We start from the raw sequence: 21,125 nt of genomic DNA, 5'->3' as shown, positions 1-21,125 counted from the left end.
CTCTTATTCCTTATTATTGGTTGGGCTCGTTGTTTTATCTTCTTCATTCATCATTTCTCTAGTAGATTTTTTGAATTCAGAAAGCGTTTGTCCTACTGCTGATCCAATTTCCGGTAACTTACGCGGACCAAATATAATTAGTATTATTACCAGAATAATAATCAGACCTGGAATACCAATACTTGCGATTCCTCCCATAGTGCATTCATCCTTCCTTTAGTTAAAACTATGCCAATGATCCACCATTTTTACTGTATTTTATAATCCCTTCCGCACATCGGTAAGATAAAGCTCCAACCGTTCCTGTAGGGTTATATCCACTATTGTGCGGGAAATTCCCTGCTCCAACAACAAATAAATTGTCTGCATCCCAGTGTTGAAGATAATTATTCACTACACTTTCTTTGGGATCTGTGCCCATAATCGTACCACCAGTATTATGGGTTGATTGGTAAGGAACAATATCATAATCTGTCAAAGGTGCACCTGGTACCACTGTTTTTGCACCCATCTCCTTCATTATGCTTTCCGTTTTATCCGTAATATATTTATGGAGATTTCTGTCTTGTTCTGTGAAGTTGTAAGTAATTTGTAGTAAAGGTAAACCGTATGCATCTTTATAATCAGGATCGAGAGACATAAAATTCTCCTTATGAGGCATGGATGCACCTTGCCCAAAAACACTTAGGGTACGGGAGTAGTTTTCGATGGAAGCTTTCTTAAATTCAGAGCCCCATACAGGAACATCAGGTGGAACAGGGTTTGTCAAAATAGGACGTGAACCTGTTTGAGCTAAAGAAATACTTGCCCCATGGATGAAATCTAAATCTTGATGATCGAAATTATCTCCATTAAAATCATCTATCGTCATTCCTAATGCGCCTGCTCCCATAAATACGTTCATTTGCTCATCAAAAAAGCCGGAAGACCCAGGTCCGATTTGGTATGCATAATTTTTCCCTAGGGTTCCTCGACCAGTTTCGGGGTTATATTGTTCCCCAATATCGGAAACCATTAGTAATTTTGCGTTGTTCAACACATAGCTTGTTAGGACCACAACTTCAGCGGGTTGAATGAATTCTTCTCCAGTTTGTCTGTCAATGAATTTCACACCAGTAACCTTATTGCCTTCTTTAAGTACTTCTGTGACGTTAGAGTGAAAACGAACATCATAATTGCCAGTTTTCATAGCTGTAGGAACTACAGTAATCTCTGGGGAAGACTTAGCTCCGTACTCACAGCCAAAGCGTTCACAAAAACCACAATACTGACAAGCTGCTATTCTTTCACCGTCTGGATTTTCATAGGACTCCGATAAATTCGCTGAAGGTACCATATAAGGATGATAGCCAAGCTTCTTGGTAGCAGTTTCGAATTTCTTCAAAATTGGTGTCTTTTTCATCGGGGGTGTTGGATAATCCGACGATCTCTCTCCCATAAATGGATTTTCATTATCCCCAGATAAACCAATTGTTTTCTCAAATTTATCAAAATAAGGCTCCAGCTCACCATACGTAATCCCCCAATCCTGGAGGGTATATTCTTTTGAGAGTTTGTTTTTTCCATATTTCTTCTCCGTCTGTGACTTAATTTCCAAGTCGTAGGGGAGAAAACGATAGGTCATTCCGTTCCAATGCGTCCCTGCTCCACCAAGACCTTCCCCAAGTAGAAAAGAACCCATCTGCCTCATCGGCAATGCTCGCATCTTGCGGTTATTTCTAAAAGTCACTGTTTCTTTAGAAAGGTCTTGCATGAGCTCATACCGTATAGCATATTTAAATTCATCATGGACTCTTAAGTAATCTGCCGTGCCACGCTTATTACCACGTTCAAGTCCACGTACCTTTAATCCAGCCTTAGCACATTCGGCTCCAATAATGCCACCCGTCCATCCTACTCCTACTGTAACTACATCTACTTTTTCCAATGTTTTTACCAATTTTCCAACCTCCACACTTAATGCATCGTATTTATAGACTTTGGCTCTATCTTCATGAATTTTTCTTTTTCAATGTCGTTAATGTATGCAGCCTGATGACCGGGAAATCCTTTCATTCGCCATCCGTCCATATTATTATTTCCATTGTATATTGGGTCAGCATAGGCACCTTCCAAGGTCGCCTGGCGTAATAATTTAAAAAAGAATTCAGAAGAAACACCAGTCATTTTTATCTTATCTTTTTGGAAATCTGTTAAAATCTCATCCATTTGTTCTCCATCGAGCTCAATAAAGCTAGTGTCAAATCTGCTCTCCGCTTCACTCTCCATTTTTTGTATCCCTTGAGTGAATATTTCTGCTCTCGTCAGCTTGCTTTGATAACCTTGGGTGGCTTCTCCAGCAAAAAAGGGGCCTTGCATATATTCTCTCGAGTTATTCCCGTAATTGCCGTACAGCCGATTATCAATGAAGTAGGGGACACCTAAACCGATGGCCCCAGGACCAAGATCATCCTCTGGGAAAATTCTTTCCGTAGCCTGTGATAAGATTTTAAAATCTTTATCATTAGAGAAGAACATTCTTCCTCGAGTGCTTATATCGTTTTTTGAGGTGTTTCCTGTTTTTTCTTCTAGTGCTGTGCCTCCATTGTTATTTACGTTATAACCAATGAGACCACCAATTAGGCCGCCTCCCACAATAGAACCAGTAGCAATTCCAGTCGTCTTCAAGAAGTCTCTTCTTGATACACCTTTCTTTTCATTTGCCATTTATATGCCTCCATTCAATTAGTCTCCAAATATAAATACAAGCGCCTTAGACTGCAAAGGGGTCTGAGGCTTGATACCAGTAACAGCAGAAATTCATCACATAGGTTCCTAAATAATGAGAAACCTTTATAAATTAAGATTTCCTAAATATACCTTTTTTATACCAATATCGTTTTGTTCATTTTGTACTTTAGATAGAGAAGGGATGCTGAAATAAGTATAAAAAAATAACCCCAGAAAGTAGGGGTCAATTCATTTAAAATCGTAAGTATTCGTTTAAAAATAATTCCTTTTAAAAAATAATCAATTTATGAAAAGTGGAGATGAGAGTCTCTTATATTGGTTTATAATACTATTTCTGACGATGAACGGAGGGTTTTCGGAAGATAATTATAAAAGGATCTTTTTTTACTAATCTATACGTTTAATTCTTGTTTAACTCTTTCGATTCCGGTAAATGAAAAAAGATGGATGCCGGAAATTACAATGCTCCGGCATCCATTAATTCAATCACATCATCGATGGAAAATTTATCCCCTTGAAGTATGGTCTGTTTTTTAGTCTCTATTTTTAAATCTTCTTTATTAGTTTTATGTAAGTTGGCTGGGGTTTCTACTAGAGTAATGAAGTAGCTTTTATTATCTATAGCAAAGACTCCTTCTTCCAGAAGGTTCTCAAGCACAGCTTCTTCCTGTTTTGTAAGCTTTCTCATAATAACCTCCTATTAGACAAGAGTAACCACCATATTAATTCGTTGTTTTATATTAACTTAGGTGGGTTGAAGAATAAGTTTAATTAAGAAAAGAAATATAAACTACATTAGTACTGTGTTATTTTTCCGGATTAAAAAAATAACGTATACTTAAATTACAATAATCGAAAGGGGAGGTAATATGATTAACCATATACAAGATAGAGTTATGTTGAATAATGGTATTGAAATGCCTGGCTTTGGTTTAGGTGTTTATAAAGTAGAGGATGGGGAGACGGTAATAAATGCTGTGAAACTAGCTCTGGAACATGGCTATCGCAGTATTGATACAGCCTCTTTCTATAACAATGAAGCTGGAGTTGGAAAAGGAATTAAAGAATCTGGAGTGCCTCGAAAGGATATTTTTGTTACATCTAAAGTTTGGAATGACCAACAGGGGTATGATTCTACATTACAGGCATGTGAGGAAACACTTAAGAAACTTGATATGGATTACCTTGATTTATATCTGATTCACTGGCCTGTAAAGGGTTTATATAAAGAAACATGGCGTGCAATGGAAAAACTTTATAAAGATGGAAAAGTCCGAGCTATTGGGGTTAGCAATTTTCATATTCATCATTTGCAAAATCTATTAAATGATTGTGAAGTCACACCAGTAATAAACCAGGTGGAATACCACCCTCATCTCACGCAGGTAAATCTTAAAACATTTTGTGAAGAACATAAAATAGTACTTGAGGCATGGTCTCCACTTAAACGTGGGGGATTATTAAGTGAAGCTACATTAGAGCGTATTGGTGAAAAATATGGAAAAACCGTGGCACAAGTTATTTTACGATGGGATATTCAAAATAACGTCATCACCATACCGAAGTCTGTACATGAGCATCGGATCAAAGAGAATGCAGATGTATTTAATTTCTCTCTTACAGAGGAAGAAATGCAGGAAATTAATAGCTTAAACAGAGATGAACGTGCAGGAACAAATCCGGACAGCTTTGATTAATAGAAAAACTTTATATGAATACGAATGGTTTACTATGTTTCTGAACATTACTAAATTACCTGATAAAATGAAATAATTTTAATTTGAAACCGGAATTAAAGATAAGTGGTTACCATGGCCCTCTTGTCTATATTTCTGGTTTTTTAATTTGAAAAGAATAAGTTGAATTTTATTTTCCTCAATAAGAAGGAGCTCCTTAAATGTATGAACAAGAAAAAGATAGCATATATTTTCTGAAATGGTAGTTCTTTTCTAATCTAATTGAGGAGGGAGCAACATGAAAGAGCAAAAATTGCTGAAAATATTGGGCAATAAAGATGTTATTGCCTTAGCATTTGGGGCAATGATTGGCTGGGGATGGGTTGTTACTACAGGGCTGTGGATAACTGAAGCAGGATCTCTTGGTGCAATACTAGCCTTTGCAATTGGTGGTACACTGGTTGTCTTTGTTGGTCTTACTTATGCAGAGTTAGCTTCAGCATTGCCTCTTGCTGGGGGAGAACATGTATATACTTATAAAGCAATGGGAAGAACCGCATCATTTATAGCAACATGGGCAATTATTCTTGGATATGTATCTGTTGTTGGATTTGAGGCGGTGGCCTTGCCTACTGTGTTTGAATATTTGATCCCTAACTATAGTCAGGGGTATTTATATACCATTGCAGGGTGGGATGTTACGATTACTTGGGCTGGTGTAGGTATATTAGGCTCCGTATTTATTGCGTGGGTGAACTATAGAGGAATTAAGTTAACTACAGCAATAACATTTATTTTGACGTTATTAATTCTAATCGCAGGACTTATGCTTATTACAGGAAGTTCAGTAACAGGAAATGTACAAAACATGGATCCTTTTTTCGAAAAGGGGATTGCTGGATTGCTGACTGTGGTAATTATGACACCATTTATGTTTGTAGGATTTGACGTCATCCCCCAAGCGGCAGAGGAAATTAATCTGCCTCAAAAAAGAATAGGACAATTGTTGATTTTTTCTGTCGTACTCGCAGTAGTTTGGTATATTGCAGTGATATTTGGTGTCTCAAGAGTGTTAACCCCTGCGGAGATAAATGAATCAAATCTTGTTACTGCAGACGCCATGGCTAAGGCATTTGGTGATAGTAAAATGATGGGGAATATTTTGGTGCTAGGCGGGATCGGTGGTATTTTAACAAGCTGGCTGGGATTCTATGTTGGTGGGAGCAGAGCAATATATGCTCTTGCAAGGCGGATGCTACCAAAATCTTTAGGAGAATTACACCCTAAATACAATACACCTCATAAAGCAATTGTTCTTATTGGAGTGTTGTCAACTGCAGCGCCGCTATTAGGCAGACCTGCTCTTGTATGGCTGGTTGATGCTGGCGGGCTAGGTCTAGTTGTTGCCTGGTTGATGGTAGCTGTTTCTTTTATCATATTACGAAAGAAAGCACCAGAGATGAAGCGTCCTTTTAAACTGCCAGGCGGCACCGTCATTGGTTGGATAGCTACCATTATGGCGACGGGTATAGCTGTACTTTATATGCCCGGTATGCTTCTGCACTTATATGGCCATATGAGTGGGTGATTGTAGGTTTATGGATAGTGCTCGGTATTATCTTATATAAGATATCCATGGTAAAGTATGGGAAGGAATATGCAGATAAACATATGAAAAATGAAATAGACAGGATTAATTAATATACTAATAAAAGAACGAAATATGTGTTTCCTATTATCAAGCACATTTTAAGACCCAGCAATCAGCTGGGTTCTTCTTGTGGAAGAGCTTTATCAAATATAACTTATCCAAAAATTAAATTAATTATTTAAAAGTATTGACAATTTAAAATTATGTAGAATATAATGACCGTACATATTGTCGACAATCGACAAATGGAGATTAGTACCAATTAATTATTTAATTACATCTACTAGTATTATAACAAGATGCTGTGTTCTCTCTTTAAAGGTAAGTTGAAATAGCATTACTAACTGGTTCTCATAAATGGGGAGAAGGAGGAATTTTTTTAGTAAAATAGAAAGCGCTTACAAATGAGCGTATTTTGAAGAAGGGATGGGATATAATGTTGACATTTCCTATTTCAGAATTTCAAGAAAGACTTCATAAAACAAAGCAAAGGATGGAGCAAATTGGTATTGAAGTACTATTGGTAACTGATCCAGCAAACATGAACTATCTAACAGGATATGATGCATGGTCTTTTTATGTGCATCAATTGCTTGTTGTTATGGTGGATGAAGATCAACCTTATTGGATTGGTAGGGGAATGGATGCTAATGCAGCAAAATACACTACTTGGTTGGATGAGGAGCATATTCATCCTTATGCGGACCACTTTGTCCAGTCAACAATAAGGCATCCAATGGATTTTGTTTGTGAATTTCTCAAGACTAAAAAAAAGGATAAGAAAAAAATTGGAGTAGAAATGGATGCCTACTATTTTACTGCACATTGTTATGTGCGACTTACTCAAGGGCTAAGAAATGCAGTTCTTGTGGATGGAACGAATTTAGTCAATTGGATTCGGATTATTAAATCTGATTTAGAAATTGAGTATATAAGAAAGGCTGCAAAAATATCCGAAAAAGCAATGCAAGTTGCTTTTGATACGATACAGGAAGGTGTAAGGGAATGTGATGTAGTAGCAGGAATTTCTTACGCTCAAATTACTGGGACGGAAGAATATGGTGGAGACTATCCAGCCATCGTACCACTACTGCCTACAGGGGAGAAGACCTCTGCCTGCCATTTAACATGGACAGATGAACCTTTTACAGATGGAGCCCCAGTAATTATTGAATTGGCAGGCTGTTATAAACGGTATCATTCTCCTTTGGCACGTACTGCAGTGATTGGGAAACCGAGTGAGGAATTGTACAGGTTAAGTGAGGTAGTTATTGAAGGTTTAAATGCTGCTTTGGATTGTATAAAAGCTGGTGTCACATGTGAAGAAATAGAACAGTCCTGGAGAAAATCTATTGAAAAAAATGGAGTAAAGAAAGAGTCTCGAATGGGTTATTCCACTGGACTAAATTATCCACCAGACTGGGGCGAGCACACGGCAAGTATCAGACCTGGAGACAAGACGATTTTGCAACCGAATATGGTTTTTCATATGATCCCAACAATAGATTTAGGTCCTATTGGTATGGAGATTAGTGAGTCCTTTCGTGTAACTGAAAATGGCTGTGAGGTACTAGCCGATTTTCCCAGGGAGCTTTATGTAAAGCCAAACATTCGTTTAGCATGATGAATACATTGCCGCCCGATTTAGCACTCTCAATGTCTATCATGGGCTTGATGAAAGACATTGCCATATGATTTAGCACTCTCAATGTCTATCATGGGCTTGATGAAAGACATTGTAGTATGATTTAGCACTCTCAATGTCTATCATGCACCTGGTGAAAGACATTGCCGTATGATTTAGCACCCGCAATGTCTATCATGCACCTGATGAAAGACATTGCCGCCCGATTTAGCACCCGCAATGTCTATCATCTACTTTATTATAGCTTATAGATAGTATGCTCACTTAATGTCTACAATTATCATAAAGCAAAAAAGCGGGGCTTGACACTTGTGTTTTGAAGCTGAAAAATGAGAGTGAATTAATTGGTAATAAAAACAGATCCACCTATAAAATGAGGCTGGATCTGTTTTAAAGATATTAAAATATAAATAGGTCGAGAAAACGCAGTCCCAAAAGGTCTTCGGTGGGACGAGTAAGCGCAGTCCCAAGACAGGGCGACTTTGCTTGGCTTACTTTACTCGAAGCTGTTTTTGCAGGCCGTTTATTACCTAATGAGATTTGGTGGAATTCTTCCCTCTAGCCCCTCTTCCAGGTTATGAGCTGCTAGCTTAGACATATTAAGTTCTGTTTCGTAGGTTGAGGACCCAATATGCGGTGTCGTTACGACATTTTCCATTTTTAGTAGAGGATTGTCTGAGTCAACTGGCTCTTTTTCAAAGACGTCGAGACCGGCACCAGCTATTTCCCCACATTGTAGTGCTTGAATTAAGTCTTCTTCTACAACTGTTTTCCCTCGAGATCCATTAATAAAAATTGCTGTTTTTTTCATTTTTTTAAATTCATTTTTCCCAATTATTCCTTCAGTTTCAGGAGTTAAGGGTGTGATAAGACATACAAAGTCGGATTGTGAGAGTAAATTATCAAGATCACAATACTCAGCTGAGAAGGTTTCCTCGACGTCTGGCTTCCTTGAACGGCTATGATACAAGATCTCCATATCAAAACCAAAATGCGCTCGCTTGGCAATAGCTTTACCAATACGTCCCATACCAATTATTCCTATCTTTTTATGATGCACATCCAAACCAAAGTAGGCAGAGTCTATTGTTTTATTAGTCCATTTTCCGCTTTTTACATAGTGATCGAGCTCAGGTATTCTTCTTGCAGCAGAAACAAGAATCCCGAAGATCGCATCTGCTACTGTATCTGTTAGTACTCCTGGAGTATTTGTTGCCATAATATTACGTTTGTTAATTTCCTCCATGTCCAGATTGTTATATCCAACAGATACATTGCTAATAACTTTTAAGTTCGGTGCACTATTAAGGAGTTCACGGTCTACAGGGAGCTCTAAGCCAATGATTCCCTCTGTCTCTTTTAATTGTTGTAAAAATGTAGGATCTTTTCTTGTGTCCACATCTTTAAAATAATGGACGTCATACTTCTCTTTAAGCTTTTCTAATACTGGTTGCTCCAATCGATTATACACAATAACTTTTTTTCTCATAAAAATCCCCCTTTCTACACTTAAAATAGGCATAATTCATTGTAAAGTCAACAATAAAAATAAATAATTTAAAATTATCTAAATTTTATTGACAAGTAAATTCTTGTGATTTATGATGAGGGTAATCATTGTCGACAATCGACAAACAACAATTACTCTAGAGTGGAAGGGGAGCTCAAAAGGTGGATGACGACCATTCTATTTTACAGAAGCCACTTAGTCAGTTGATAGCTGACCAATTAAAGAAAAAGATATGGAACAAAGAGATTGAATTTGGTGAACGATTGCTTGAGAGTGATCTTGCCGAATCCTTTGATGTAAGTCGCAGCACTATACGAGAAGCATTGAAAATCCTTGAAATAGAAGAGTTAGTAATAAGTAAAGCAAGAAAAGGTACGTATGTAGCAACTTTTACTGAAAAGGATCTTGATGAAATTATTGAGTTGCGTACCTTAATTGAAACTACGGCATTTTCGAAAGCGCTACCAAAAATAGAAGCTTGTCACTTTAATGCATTGGAAAAAATAACAAAAGAGATGAAAATAAAGGCGCAAGCGCAGGATTGGAAGGCATTATTTGATTTGGATGTGCAGTTTCATCGGTATGTGGTGGATCTATGTGATAATTCACGGATAATTAAGATTTACGATTCTTTGCAAGTACAGATTCGTACTTTCCTTATGCATCTTGATCAATACTATTCCAGTTTCCACTCCTTTTACGAAGAACATCAGGCTTTACTGGAAGCATTAAAAACGAAGGATTCATCTGTTGTTAAAGAAAAGGTGAAAAACCATATTGTTTATGTAGAAGAAAAAATACTTGGCAGGAAAGAAGTGGAGGATGACAAAGTAATACCAAACCAGAAATAACTACCTAATGTTGTCCATCCGTTATGAACATAATTTGAAGGAGGCTGATCATATGGCAAGAGTGTTTGCAAATGTGAAAACAAAATTACCTGGCCCCAAGGCGAAAGAGCTACTTCAACGAAGGTTGGATATCGTACCTAACGGTGTGAGCTATGGAATACCGACATTTGTCAAAACAGCAAAAGGTGCCTTGTTGGAGGATGTGGATGGAAACAGCTTTATTGATTTTGCTGGAGCGATTGGAACAATAAATGCAGGTCACTGTCATGACACGGTGGTCACTGCATTACATGAACAAGTGGATAATTATATTCACACTGGATTTAACGTAATGATGTATGATCCATATATTGAATTTGCTGAGAAAATAGCTAATCTAGCTCCAGGTAATTTTGATAAGAAAGTAATGTTCCTGAATAGTGGAGCAGAAGCTGTAGAGAATGCCATAAAAATTGCCCGGAAATTTACGAATCGCCAGGCGGTTGTATCATTTTCAGGTGGATTTCATGGGAGAACATTATTAGCGATGTCATTAACCGGTAAGGTAAGACCATATAAATATGAATATGGGCCATTTGCGCCGGAAATCTACCATGCCCCATTTCCATATGCATATCGACGTCCCAAATCAATGAGTCAGGAAGCGTATACAACGTATCTGCTCGACCAACTGAAAGATTTCTTTATTAGTGAAGTAGATCCCAGCCAGGTTGCTGCCATCATTATGGAACCAATACAGGGGGAAAGTGGTTTTATTATTCCTGATAAGGCATTTGTAAAAGGAGTTTATGAATTATGCAAGCAGCATGGAATCTTATTTATCGCAGATGAGATTCAGACTGGATTCGGTCGAACCGGGAAATATTTTGCTATGGAGCATTACGAAGTGGAACCAGACTTGATCACCATATCGAAATCGATGGCCGCAGGATTGCCAATTAGTGGGGTGATTGGAAGAAAAAATATAATGGATCATGCCAAATCCGGTGAGCTGGGAGGAACATATTGTGGTAGTCCGCTTGGCTGCAAAGCAGGGATTGCTGTATTGGACGTTATGAAAAAAGAGAATTTAAACGAGCGTGCAATTGAAATAGGAGATAAAGTAATGAAAAAATTTGAACAGTTATATAAAAATTATGAGGTTATTGGCGACTATCGTGGTCTTGGAGCGATGTGTGCGCTTGAGTTTGTAGAGGATCGAGAAAGTAAGAAACCGGATGGAAATATTACAGGAAGGATATTAAAAGAAGCTCAGAATCAAGGATTAATTGCATTGAAAGCAGGTTTTTACGATAACGTCGTGCGACTTTTAATGCCGCTCGTCATAACGGATGAACAGTTGGAGGAAGGTCTTGATATATTAGAGGCGGCAATTAAGGCAACTGTCAACGAAGCCGTACAAAATTAACTTTAGAAATATAGGAGGGAATATGTCAATGGCAGAAGTAGACAAAATAAAGGCATGTATGCATATCGATGGAGAGTGGATCGGAGAAGAACTTGACTCAAAAGATGTTATAAATCCTGCAAATGGGGAGACCGTTGGAAGCTTTCCAATTGGTGGAGAAAAAGAAACACAGATGGCAATTGATGCGGCACATCGAGCTTTTGAAACATGGTCACAGACTACAGCTTATGAACGGGCTAGCTATCTAAAAAAGCTGTATCATCTTATGTTGGAAAACCAGGAGGCATTAGCCCAAACGATGACACTGGAAATGGGGAAGCCCATTAATGAGTCAAGAGGTGAAGTGGTTTATGCAGCTACATTTATTGAATGGTTTGCAGAGGAGGGCAAGCGAGTATATGGTGAAACAATTCCTTCTCACGTAGCAGCTAAGCGTTTACAGGTTTGGAAAAAACCGGTTGGTGTTGTGGCCGCAATAACACCTTGGAATTTTCCGGCAGCCATGCTGACAAGGAAGATGGGTCCAGCGCTGGCAGCTGGCTGTACGGTTATTATGAAGCCTTCTGGTGAAAGCCCTCTAACGGCAGTAAAACTAATGGAGCTATGTGAAGAAGCAGGTTTTCCAAAGGGTGTTGTTAATCTGGTGACTGGTTCTTCTTCAAAAATAACGAAAACGCTAATGGAGGATGAACGTGTTCGAAAAATAACCTTCACTGGCTCTACTGAGGTTGGTAAAATTCTAATTAGACAAAGTGCTGATCAAGTAAAACGCTTATCACTGGAACTTGGCGGTCATGCACCAATGGTCGTACTTGATGATGCGGATATAGATAAAGCGGTCAAAGGTGTGATGGCATCCAAATTCAGAAATGCAGGGCAAACCTGTATTTGTGCAAATCGAATATACGTGCAGGCTGGAGTATATGAAGCATTTATTGAAAAGTTTGCAGAACAAGTAAGACAACTAAAGGTAGGCGACGGGATAGACGAATCAGTTGCGGTAGGTCCTTTAATAAATCAGTCAGGTCTTGAGAAAGTTTCCCATCATGTGAAAGATGCAGTTGCTAAAGGGGCCACGGTAGTAACGGGAGGCGAACCGGTTGATTCAAGTAATGGGGTGTTCTATAAGCCTACCGTTATAAAAAATGTAGACGCTTCAATGGTTGTAATGCAAGAAGAAACATTTGGCCCGGTCGCTCCTGTCCAAAAAATTTACTCAGATGAAGAAGCAATCAAGTTGGCAAACAGCACCCCATACGGGCTGGCTGCCTATATTTTCACAGAAAATGTGGCGCGAGGAACGAAGCTTATTGAAAAGTTGAATTTTGGTATTGTTGGCTGGAATGACGGTGCGCCATCAGCTGCTCAAGTTCCGTTTGGAGGAATGAAAGAAAGTGGAATTGGCAGGGAAGGCGGTCATGAAGGAATGGATGCCTTTGTTGAATCACAGTATGTTTCCATTGGCATGGAATAAGGGGAGAGGGAGTGAATGTAATGAAAGAACAGATCTTTTCTGAACATGCGCCCCGTCCCACAGGTCCTTATTCACAAGGAATAAAGTTTGGTGATTTCATTTTTGTTTCTGGCCAGGATGGCTATCAGTCAAATGGTAGTCTCAAAGGTAACACAGTTGCGGAACAGACCGATGCTGCACTTACAAACATAAAAAATATTTTAAGGGAAAAAGGGGCAGATCTAGAGGATATTGTCCATATGACCTGTCATTTGTCTGAGCTAACTGAAAGTAATGTACATGAGTTTAATAGAGTATATGAATCATTCTTTAAGTCTATTGAAGTAAAACCAACCAGGATAACAGTTGGCAGCCAGCTACTGGGCGTAAAGGTAGAGATTACAGCGATAGCTTCTATGGTTTGACTAGGAAAGGAAGGGAGCAAGGCTTGTTTGCTCTCTTTTTTATACAAAAATAAGAATGTATTAAATTTTGCCTCTATTTTGTTCTTATGCATGAACGGCTATATCCAGCTCCAGCGCCCAGCAACTAGCAAACTTCAATCTTCTTTCTACGATAAGTCAACATCGATTCGCTATGCATAAGAAGGAGGGCCGACTAACGACGGCCTTTGCGGCCAACGTCGGCATACCCCTTTTGCGGGGGCATGTTTCCTTTATCTCATGCAGAAGATCTCCAGTTTGTACGTTGCTAAACGGGCGCTTGCGCATTTTTTGATGGAGGGTGAGGTTATTGAGCACAGAAGGCCAAAAACTAGTTCAGGAAGCAGATAAACTAAAACAAAATCTGGTTGAATGGCGTAGGCAGCTCCACATGTATCCTGAACTTAGTTTTCAAGAATGGAAGACTTCTCGTTATGTAGCTGATTTGTTAAGAAGGGTACCTGGTTTAATCGTAGAGGAGGGCATCGGTTACCCAACTGCAATTGTTGGCACATTAACCTCAGGATCAGGACCAAAGATTGCTATTCGTGCGGATATGGACGCATTACCAATCCAGGAAGAAAACAATACAGCATATAAATCAAAAAATGAAGGGGTAATGCATGCTTGTGGGCATGATGCTCATACGGCTATCTGCTTAGGAGCAGCCCATTTGCTTGGTGAATATTTCTCCAAAGGGCAGCTTCAGGGCACAGTTAAATTCCTGTTTCAGCCTGCAGAAGAAAAAGCGGACGAAGAAGGATTAACAGGAGCCCCTTATATGATAAAAGCAGGAGTGCTGGATGTAATGGATGCAGTAATTGCTTTGCATATGAGCCCAGAAGAAACACTTGGCGAGGTAAAAGTGCATGACGGATATAGTATGGCTAATGTAGATGTGTTCGAAGCGATTGTTAGTGGTTCTGGGGGACACGGAGCTTATCCCCATCTGGGAACAGATCCGTTTTGGATGCTCACTTCAGTATTGCAAGTACTGTATGGCATACCAAGTCGAAGGGTATCTCCCCTAGAATCAGCGGTGATCAGTATTGGCTCTATACAAAGTGGGAGCGCCAGTAATGTCATTCCATCACAAGTAAATGTAAAAGGTACGATTCGAAGTTATCAACCATATGTGAGGGAGCTGTTACATGATGAGGTACAAAAAGCCTTTGCCCTGGTGGATACATTAGGAGGAAGGGCAGAAATAACTATTTCAGGTGAGGATCCTGCTCTAAAGAATCATCCGAAGATTAATCAATTAGTAAGGTCAGCTATTAGTAGACTTTACCCGGATTTTAAGATTAAAAACGAACCTTTTGGATTAGGTGGGGAGGATTTCGCACACATGACTCAACACATCCCAGGGGCTATGTTTTTCCTCGGATGTGCGCTTTCCGACAATGAAAATCGTGATTTGCATACTCCATGCTTTGATATCGACGAAAATGTCTTACCTGTAGGTACGGCAATTTTATCAGAAACAGTGAGAAATTTTTTGAGTTAGAAAATATACAAATACGCTACAAACTGTTCAGTTAACAGGATTGAAATGTCTGGAGGTGTGTATGTGGATCAAAGTTCCGTAAGTCTCCGTGATATATGGAAGGCCAAAAAGCGAATAGCCCCTTATATTCAGCAATCTCCTTTAATTTACTCTGAAAGACTGTCTGAAATTGCGAATTGTGCTATATATCTAAAACTGGAAAATCTACATGCTTCTGGTTCTTTTAAAATAAGGGGGGCGACGAATAAAATATTATTGTTAACAGAGGAAGAAAGGAAGCTAGGTGTCACTACTTTTTCTACCGGGAATTTTGGAGTAAGTGTTGCTATGATAGCAAAACAGTTAGGTATCCGAGCCACTGTCTGTATTTCTGAACGTGTACCGCAAACTAAAGTAGCAGCACTTCGTCGTTCAGGCGCTCAATTAGAAATATACGGACAATCACAGGATGACGCGGCGGAGAGATGTGAACAGCTTCAGAAATCAAAGGGATTGACTATTTTACACCCATTTGATGATCCGGAAGTCATTGCAGGACAAGGGACAATTGGTTTAGAAATTATCGAGGAGCTGCCGGAAGTGGATACCATTTTTGGTGGTTTGTCTGGGGGTGGATTGCATTCTGGAATTGGAGTCGCAATGAAAACAATTGATCCATCAATTAATATTATTGGACTGTCGCCAACAAGCAGTGCAGCAATGTATGAGAGTATTAAAGCAGGTAAGCCACTTTTGGTAGAGGAACAAGATACTTACGCTGATAGTCTTCTCGGGGGCATTGGCTTGAATAATAAATTCACATTTCCCTTGGTCCAAAAATACGTTGATGACATTATTTTGTTGGAGGAAGAAGATATAACTGCCGGGATGCATTTTATGCTTATCCACCATCGCATGGCCATTGAAGGAGCTGCTGCCTGTGGTATCGGTGCAATAATAAACAAAAAAGTCAAGTTGGGAACACATAATGTAATTATGATTACTGGTAACAGTGTAGGTTCAGAAGTATTATTCGATATCATGCAGGCACATCATTCTTGGTAGGGAATTCTGAAAAAGTAATAAGGTTTGGAGGTTTGAAAATGAATAAAATCTTATTTAATAACCAAATCACCGCACGTGAACGTTCTATTGATATAGAAGATAGGGGCTATCAATTTGGTGATGGTATTTATGAAGTGATCGGAGTCTATGACGGAAAGCCCTTTCTTCTTGAAGAGCATCTGTTAAGGCTGAAGCGGAGTGCGAAAGAAGTTCATCTGCAGCTTCCTGAAAAGATAGAAAAGATTAAGGGAAACCTGGAAAAGCTTGTTCAAGTCAATGAACTTGTGGAAGGGATTATTTATCTGCAAATCTCTCGTGGGACTGCTGCCAGATGGCACGAATTCCCTTCCCCTGAAGTATCACCAGTAATGGTAGCATATACGAGAGCAGAGCAGAGAATGAGTAATGTTGAAGATGAAGGGGCGATAGCTACATTAACAGAAGATATTCGCTGGTTACGATGTGATATAAAGACATTAAATTTACTTCCAAATGTGCTGGCTAAACAAAAAGCTGTGGAACAAAACGCTATAGAGGCAATTCTGCATCGAGGGGAAACAGTCACAGAGGCGAGTGCCTCAAATGTTTTTATGGTAAGGAACGAGGAAGTTTATACACATCCAGCGAACAACTTTATATTAAATGGAATTACAAGACAACAGGTTCTTCAATTGTGTAATAAACTTGGTATCCCCGTAAATGAAAAGCCATTTAACATCAAGGAAATGCTTCAAGCTGAAGAAGTGTTTATTACAGCTACCAAATTAGATATAGTCCCCATTTTAAAAGTAGATCAGCATACGATAGCATCAGGTAATCCTGGTAATATAACCAAAAAAATTCTCCATGAATTCCGCAAACTTTATCAAAAACAAGTAAAAAGCAAATCTTAAAAATCTATAAGTAGCAAGGAGGAGGCGGTATGGTTGCAGCATACATTGGTATATCATCATCCCACAATTGCTGAGATAAGTATGGCAGCTTTTAGCGAGAATATTTGTAAACTAAAGGAACACGCCCCACGTGCCAGCATGCTTGCTGTCATCAAGACAAATGCTTATGGGCATGGTGTTGTTCCAATGGGAGAAGCAGCTGTAGCATCTGGTGCTGAACGTCTTGGAGTAACTACTGTGGAAGAAGGAGTTATGCTTCGAGAGCATGGCCTCCTGGTTCCGATCCATATTCTTAGCTCTATAGTACTTGAGCAGGCAGAGGTAGCAATTACTTATGATTTAACTATTTCTGTATCCTCCGTAACTCTAGCAAAGCGATTAAGCGATGAAGCGATACATCAAGCCAAAATCGCAATTGTCCACTTGAAGGTTGATACTGGGTTACATCGATTTGGAGTTGAGCCCAAACAGATTACTTCCTTTTGTAAAACAACTTACCATCTCCCGAATTTGGAATGGGAAGGGATTTATACACATTTCTCAAGAGCAGATGATGGTGATTGGGAGCAAACTGAAAAAGAATTCGCTCTTTTTCAGCAGACGGTAATACAGCTCCAACAAAGTGGATATCATTTTCCGCTCCAGCATGCTGGTGGCTCTAGTATTACATTGGAAAGAAAGGATATGCATTTAGATATGGTGCGACCAGGTGTAGCCTTATTTGGTTATACCCCTGACATCCGGCAAGAGAAAAAACTTTCATTAAAGCCTGTAATGACTTTGAAGTCCCGCCTGTTACAGGTGCGGGAAATCCCTCCTGGAACTCCGGTTGGTTATAGTGGAAGTTATGTTAGTAGCTCTGTAGAAAAGATAGCTGTTGTGCCAATTGGTCACGGAGATGGTTATAAAAGAGCACTATCTAACAAAGGTGAAATGCTGGTAAGAGGAAAGAGAGCCAAAATCATTGGGACAATTTCACTTGATCAGACACTTATTAATGTAACAGATATTTCGGATGTTAAAGAAGGCGATGAAGTTGTTTTGCTTGGTGAGCAAGGGAAGGAAAGAATTGGAGCAAGAGAAATTGCTAAGTGGGCAGGTAGCAATATTGATGAAATACTAGCAAGTTTGACCGAACGAATTCCGAGGAAATATATAGAAAATTAACACGAAAAAGAATGGGGGAAAGAGAATGGATTTTTTATCTGTAATTCCGCCTATTGTAGCAGTAGTTTTGGCGATTTTTACAAAACGTGTATTATTTTCGTTATTTATTAGTATTTGGGTAGGAGGCTTAATTTTCGCTGGAGGCAATCCGTTTGAAGCAGTTGGAGTTACATTTACTTGGATGAAGGATGTAATGGTCGATCCATGGAATGCGCGCTTTCTTGTTATGACAGCATTACTTGGAACAGGTGCAGCTTTTATGTTTAAAACAGGCGGATCTGAAGGCTTGATCCGACTTTTAGAGAAAAAATTAACGACGAAAAAAAGAGTGTTGTTCTTACCATACATCTTAGGTATTATTGTGTTTTTTAATGATTATGTTAATTCGGTTATCGTTGGTAATGCCTCAAAGGATATTACCGCAAAACATAAGGTCTCTCGAGAGAAGCTATCCTATATTCTTGATTCCACAGCTGCCCCTATGGCAACGATCGGACCTGTTTCAGATTGGATTGGTTTTCAGGTTTCATTAATTGCTGCAGCTGTAGCTAGTGCGAGCATTGTTGGCATCGAACCTTATTTCGCTTTCTTGCAATCTATTCCATGGAATTTTTATGCTATTCTTTGCTTGCTCGCTGTCCCAATGATCATCATGGGGAAAGACTTTGGTCCAATGGCAAAAGCAGAGAGGAGAGCAGGAAAAACAGGAAAACTAATTCCGGACGGGTCCACCCCATTATCTTCTGTGGAACAGGACCTGGGTGAGCCCCATAAAAGAGATGGGAGTGTGTGGAACTTCGTTTTACCTCTTGTAACACTTATAAGTGTAAGTGTATGGGGGCTGTGGTATTCAGGTGGAGGAGCTGAGGGGAAATCCATGATGGATGCTCTCGCTGACACGGACGTGTCTGTAGCCCTGACTTGGGGAGCATTTGCAATGACATTTGTTGGAATTATTCTCGCTCTAATTCAGGGGATGGGTTTAAAAAAATGTGAAGATACACTATTAGGTGGCATACGGACAATGCTGCCTGCTCTTGTTATTATTGTCTTGGCTTGGTCTATTGGTACGGTTACGTCCGAACTTGGCACAGCTGAGTTTGTAGTGAATGCAACACAAGGCTGGATGTCTGCTGCCTTATTGCCGTTTCTTGTATTTGTTATAGGGATGTTTATATCTTTTGCTACAGGAACCTCTTGGGGGACGATGTCTATCCTGACACCACTGGCTATTCCACTTGCCTATACATTAGGAGATGTTGATTTAATTCCAATTGTAGTCGGTGCCATATTTGCTGGTGCTATTTTTGGGGATCATGTCTCGCCAATATCTGATACTACAGTAATGGCTTCCATTTTTGCTGGTTCAGATCACATTGCACATGTAAATACACAAATACCGTATGCATTGGTTCCAGCAGGAATCGCGGGCATATTGTATTTGTCTTATAACATTATTGGAAGCAGTATCGTGTTGTTACTTGTTGGGGTTATCGTACAGTTTTTCCTCATACGCTATCTTGGGAATCGTGAAGAGAAGAAAATGACTCAGGAAGAAGAGAGATTGGGCGCGTAAACTACATTTGTGAATGCAGGAGGAGATTATGAAAAAAATAAAAATAGCACTAATTCCCGGGGATGGAATTGGACCAGAAGTAGTTGAACAAGGTGTAAAAGTATTGCATGCAATAGAGAGAATGGACCAAGGGCTGTCCTTCACCTTTGAAACATTCCCATGGGGGTGTGAATATTACCTTGAAAAGGGCATCATGATGGACGCTAATGGTATTGACTTGCTTCAAAAGTTTGATGCTATATATTTGGGAGCTGTTGGCTATCCTGGAGTTCCTGACCATATTTCTTTATGGGATCTACTTTTAAAGATTCGTAAGTCGTTTGATCAGTACGTAAATCTCAGACCAGTAACCTTGCTGCACCCAAGCTTCACACCATTGAAAAAGAGAAGTGAAAAAGATATTGATATGCTCGTGATTAGGGAAAATAGTGAGGGAGAATATGCTGGAGCAGGAGAGTGGCTGTTTAAGGGGAAACCGGAAGAAGTAGTTCTACAAACAGGGGTCTTTTCAAGAAAAGGAACAGAGAGAATTATTCGTTTTGCATATGAAGAAGCGAGAAAGTCGCAACGTACACTAACAAGTATTAGTAAGGCGAATGCACTTAATTACTCCATGGTATTTTGGGATGAAGTATTTGAAGAAGTTGGTAAAGAGTATCCAGATGTAACTACATTCTCCTATTTAGTAGATGCTGCCAGTCTTTACTTTGTATCAGATCCGGGCAGATTTGAAGTGGTCGTGACGAGCAACCTATTTGGAGATATTTTAACAGATATCGGAGCAGCAATTACTGGGGGATTGGGATTAGCAACAGGGGCTAATATTAATCCGGAGAGGGAATTTCCTTCCATGTTTGAGCCTGTTCATGGGTCCGCGCCTGATATTGCTGGTCAGGGTATTGCTAACCCGCTTGCGGCAATATGGTCAGTTAGTCAAATGATGGATTTCTTTGATGAGAAAGAATGGAGTGAAAAGATCTTAGCAACAATCAGCTCCATTATTTTGGAAACGGATAACCTTACACCAGATTTAGGTGGGAAGGCAACAACAAATGAAGTTGGCGACAGATTTATTGAAATATTATCTAGAGCAACATGAATAAGTTCTAGCTTGCAACCACTTCCTATGTTTAGTATAGTTGCTACAATCAAATTAATTTATATTAGAAATCGATAAGGTAGAGGTGCAGATAATAAAAGTAATCAGCGGGAGAATGACATCTATGATTGTTGATAAAAGGATTATTTGCCGAAGCGTAAGAAGTGTCAGCTTTTATCGCTGGTGTGCTTTTGAAAAAGAAGTATACTGTCATACATGGGAAGTGTATGGAGCACTGCTGATCGAGGAAAGGCGACTGGATGCACTAAGTATCTGTCTCTAAGCTGCCTTTTCTCTATTTAGACTCCTGCACTCCCACATACATGGGAGTGTTTTTGTTTTAAAATAGGAAAGTATACAGGTATGAAAGGCCAAGCCCAGCTGCGACTGACAGGGCGCGCTAGTGCTGGTATGACGGACATTGCGCACCGGAAAACGTGATTGAATGTCTATCACAAGAGTGATGACGGAC

Annotated in this window: 17 protein-coding genes, 1 pseudogene and 1 riboswitch; of the genes and pseudogenes, 13 read left to right on the top strand and 5 right to left on the bottom strand. The window is 39.4% G+C overall.

What is annotated here, in order from left to right; translation table 11 throughout:
• Positions 1-3: 3 nt before the first annotated feature.
• The 4 genes from tatA to JCM12304_RS16945 form a co-directional block, all read right to left on the bottom strand.
• A complete protein-coding gene (gene tatA, locus JCM12304_RS16960; RefSeq protein ID WP_019376428.1) occupies positions 4-198 on the bottom strand; it encodes a twin-arginine translocase TatA/TatE family subunit in 195 nt (64 codons plus the stop codon).
• A 28-nt stretch (positions 199-226) separates the two neighbouring features.
• Complete coding sequence (locus tag JCM12304_RS16955) at positions 227-1,939, bottom strand: GMC family oxidoreductase (protein ID WP_060681745.1); 1,713 nt, start codon at positions 1,937-1,939, stop codon at positions 227-229.
• Between the two features lie 17 nt (positions 1,940-1,956).
• A complete protein-coding gene (locus JCM12304_RS16950) occupies positions 1,957-2,706 on the bottom strand; it encodes a gluconate 2-dehydrogenase subunit 3 family protein (protein ID WP_060681744.1) in 750 nt (249 codons plus the stop codon).
• Between the two features lie 481 nt (positions 2,707-3,187).
• Positions 3,188-3,418 carry a hypothetical protein gene (locus tag JCM12304_RS16945; RefSeq protein ID WP_060681743.1) on the bottom strand — a complete coding sequence of 77 codons (231 nt, stop codon included), beginning with the start codon at positions 3,416-3,418 and terminating at the stop codon, positions 3,188-3,190.
• Positions 3,419-3,599: 181 nt separating this feature from the next.
• Here JCM12304_RS16945 and JCM12304_RS16940 point away from each other — a divergent pair, with 181 nt between their 5' ends.
• The 3 genes and pseudogenes from JCM12304_RS16940 (at position 3,600) to JCM12304_RS16930 (ending at position 7,681) form a co-directional block, all read left to right on the top strand.
• A complete protein-coding gene (locus tag JCM12304_RS16940; RefSeq protein WP_060681742.1) occupies positions 3,600-4,427 on the top strand; it encodes an aldo/keto reductase in 828 nt (275 codons plus the stop codon).
• Between the two features lie 277 nt (positions 4,428-4,704).
• A pseudogene (locus JCM12304_RS16935) lies at positions 4,705-6,107 on the top strand (APC family permease).
• Between the two features lie 386 nt (positions 6,108-6,493).
• Positions 6,494-7,681 carry a M24 family metallopeptidase gene (locus JCM12304_RS16930; protein ID WP_172675317.1) on the top strand — a complete coding sequence of 396 codons (1,188 nt, stop codon included), beginning with the start codon at positions 6,494-6,496 and terminating at the stop codon, positions 7,679-7,681.
• 547 nt (positions 7,682-8,228) lie between these two features.
• Here JCM12304_RS16930 and JCM12304_RS16925 read toward each other — a convergent pair.
• On the bottom strand, positions 8,229-9,191 hold the full coding sequence (locus JCM12304_RS16925; RefSeq protein ID WP_060681741.1) for a 2-hydroxyacid dehydrogenase: 963 nt from the start codon (positions 9,189-9,191) through the stop codon (positions 8,229-8,231).
• 182 nt (positions 9,192-9,373) lie between these two features.
• Here JCM12304_RS16925 and JCM12304_RS16920 point away from each other — a divergent pair, with 182 nt between their 5' ends.
• From JCM12304_RS16920 to JCM12304_RS16875, 10 genes are all read left to right on the top strand, one after another.
• Positions 9,374-10,063: a GntR family transcriptional regulator gene (locus JCM12304_RS16920; protein WP_060681740.1), complete on the top strand. Its 690-nt coding sequence runs from the start codon at positions 9,374-9,376 to the stop codon at positions 10,061-10,063.
• A 52-nt stretch (positions 10,064-10,115) separates the two neighbouring features.
• Positions 10,116-11,471: a 4-aminobutyrate--2-oxoglutarate transaminase gene (gene gabT, locus JCM12304_RS16915; RefSeq protein ID WP_060681739.1), complete on the top strand. Its 1,356-nt coding sequence runs from the start codon at positions 10,116-10,118 to the stop codon at positions 11,469-11,471.
• Positions 11,472-11,499: 28 nt separating this feature from the next.
• Positions 11,500-12,945: an NAD-dependent succinate-semialdehyde dehydrogenase gene (locus tag JCM12304_RS16910; RefSeq protein ID WP_060681738.1), complete on the top strand. Its 1,446-nt coding sequence runs from the start codon at positions 11,500-11,502 to the stop codon at positions 12,943-12,945.
• Positions 12,946-12,965: 20 nt separating this feature from the next.
• A complete protein-coding gene (locus JCM12304_RS16905) occupies positions 12,966-13,349 on the top strand; it encodes a Rid family hydrolase (protein WP_060681737.1) in 384 nt (127 codons plus the stop codon).
• A 328-nt stretch (positions 13,350-13,677) separates the two neighbouring features.
• A complete protein-coding gene (locus tag JCM12304_RS16900; RefSeq protein ID WP_060681736.1) occupies positions 13,678-14,874 on the top strand; it encodes a M20 metallopeptidase family protein in 1,197 nt (398 codons plus the stop codon).
• A 63-nt stretch (positions 14,875-14,937) separates the two neighbouring features.
• Positions 14,938-15,918, top strand: coding sequence for a pyridoxal-phosphate dependent enzyme (locus JCM12304_RS16895; RefSeq protein WP_082388069.1), 981 nt, complete (start codon positions 14,938-14,940; stop codon positions 15,916-15,918).
• A 38-nt stretch (positions 15,919-15,956) separates the two neighbouring features.
• Positions 15,957-16,811: a D-amino-acid transaminase gene (gene dat, locus JCM12304_RS16890; protein WP_060681734.1), complete on the top strand. Its 855-nt coding sequence runs from the start codon at positions 15,957-15,959 to the stop codon at positions 16,809-16,811.
• 33 nt (positions 16,812-16,844) lie between these two features.
• Positions 16,845-17,978 (top strand): alanine racemase, encoded by a 1,134-nt coding sequence (gene alr, locus JCM12304_RS16885; protein WP_060681733.1) that lies wholly within the window; start codon positions 16,845-16,847, stop codon positions 17,976-17,978.
• A 25-nt stretch (positions 17,979-18,003) separates the two neighbouring features.
• On the top strand, positions 18,004-19,554 hold the full coding sequence (locus JCM12304_RS16880) for a Na+/H+ antiporter NhaC family protein (protein ID WP_060681732.1): 1,551 nt from the start codon (positions 18,004-18,006) through the stop codon (positions 19,552-19,554).
• A gap of 28 nt (positions 19,555-19,582) precedes the next feature.
• A complete protein-coding gene (locus JCM12304_RS16875; RefSeq protein WP_060681731.1) occupies positions 19,583-20,653 on the top strand; it encodes a tartrate dehydrogenase in 1,071 nt (356 codons plus the stop codon).
• 72 nt (positions 20,654-20,725) lie between these two features.
• Positions 20,726-20,899, top strand: a riboswitch (Lysine riboswitch).
• The last annotated feature ends 226 nt before the right edge of the window (positions 20,900-21,125 follow it).

This window comes from Virgibacillus halodenitrificans JCM 12304 (genome assembly GCF_001310895.1).
GTDB lineage: Bacteria > Bacillota > Bacilli > Bacillales > Amphibacillaceae > Virgibacillus_Q > Virgibacillus_Q halodenitrificans.
This window is presented reverse-complemented; position numbering and strand designations above follow the sequence as displayed.

Bases quoted from the DNA above. Each gene is read 5' to 3' on its own strand.
- dat (WP_060681734.1), top strand. From the start codon at position 15,957: ATGAATAAAATCTTATTTAATAACCAAATCACCGCACGTGAACGTTCT.
- JCM12304_RS16950 (WP_060681744.1), bottom strand. From the start codon at position 2,706: ATGGCAAATGAAAAGAAAGGTGTATCAAGAAGAGACTTCTTGAAGACG.
- tatA (WP_019376428.1), bottom strand. From the start codon at position 198: ATGGGAGGAATCGCAAGTATTGGTATTCCAGGTCTGATTATTATTCTG.
- JCM12304_RS16875 (WP_060681731.1), top strand. From the start codon at position 19,583: ATGAAAAAAATAAAAATAGCACTAATTCCCGGGGATGGAATTGGACCA.
- JCM12304_RS16880 (WP_060681732.1), top strand. From the start codon at position 18,004: ATGGATTTTTTATCTGTAATTCCGCCTATTGTAGCAGTAGTTTTGGCG.
- JCM12304_RS16940 (WP_060681742.1), top strand. From the start codon at position 3,600: ATGATTAACCATATACAAGATAGAGTTATGTTGAATAATGGTATTGAA.
- JCM12304_RS16905 (WP_060681737.1), top strand. From the start codon at position 12,966: ATGAAAGAACAGATCTTTTCTGAACATGCGCCCCGTCCCACAGGTCCT.
- JCM12304_RS16930 (WP_172675317.1), top strand. From the start codon at position 6,494: ATGTTGACATTTCCTATTTCAGAATTTCAAGAAAGACTTCATAAAACA.
- JCM12304_RS16945 (WP_060681743.1), bottom strand. From the start codon at position 3,418: ATGAGAAAGCTTACAAAACAGGAAGAAGCTGTGCTTGAGAACCTTCTG.
- JCM12304_RS16910 (WP_060681738.1), top strand. From the start codon at position 11,500: ATGGCAGAAGTAGACAAAATAAAGGCATGTATGCATATCGATGGAGAG.
- gabT (WP_060681739.1), top strand. From the start codon at position 10,116: ATGGCAAGAGTGTTTGCAAATGTGAAAACAAAATTACCTGGCCCCAAG.
- JCM12304_RS16925 (WP_060681741.1), bottom strand. From the start codon at position 9,191: ATGAGAAAAAAAGTTATTGTGTATAATCGATTGGAGCAACCAGTATTA.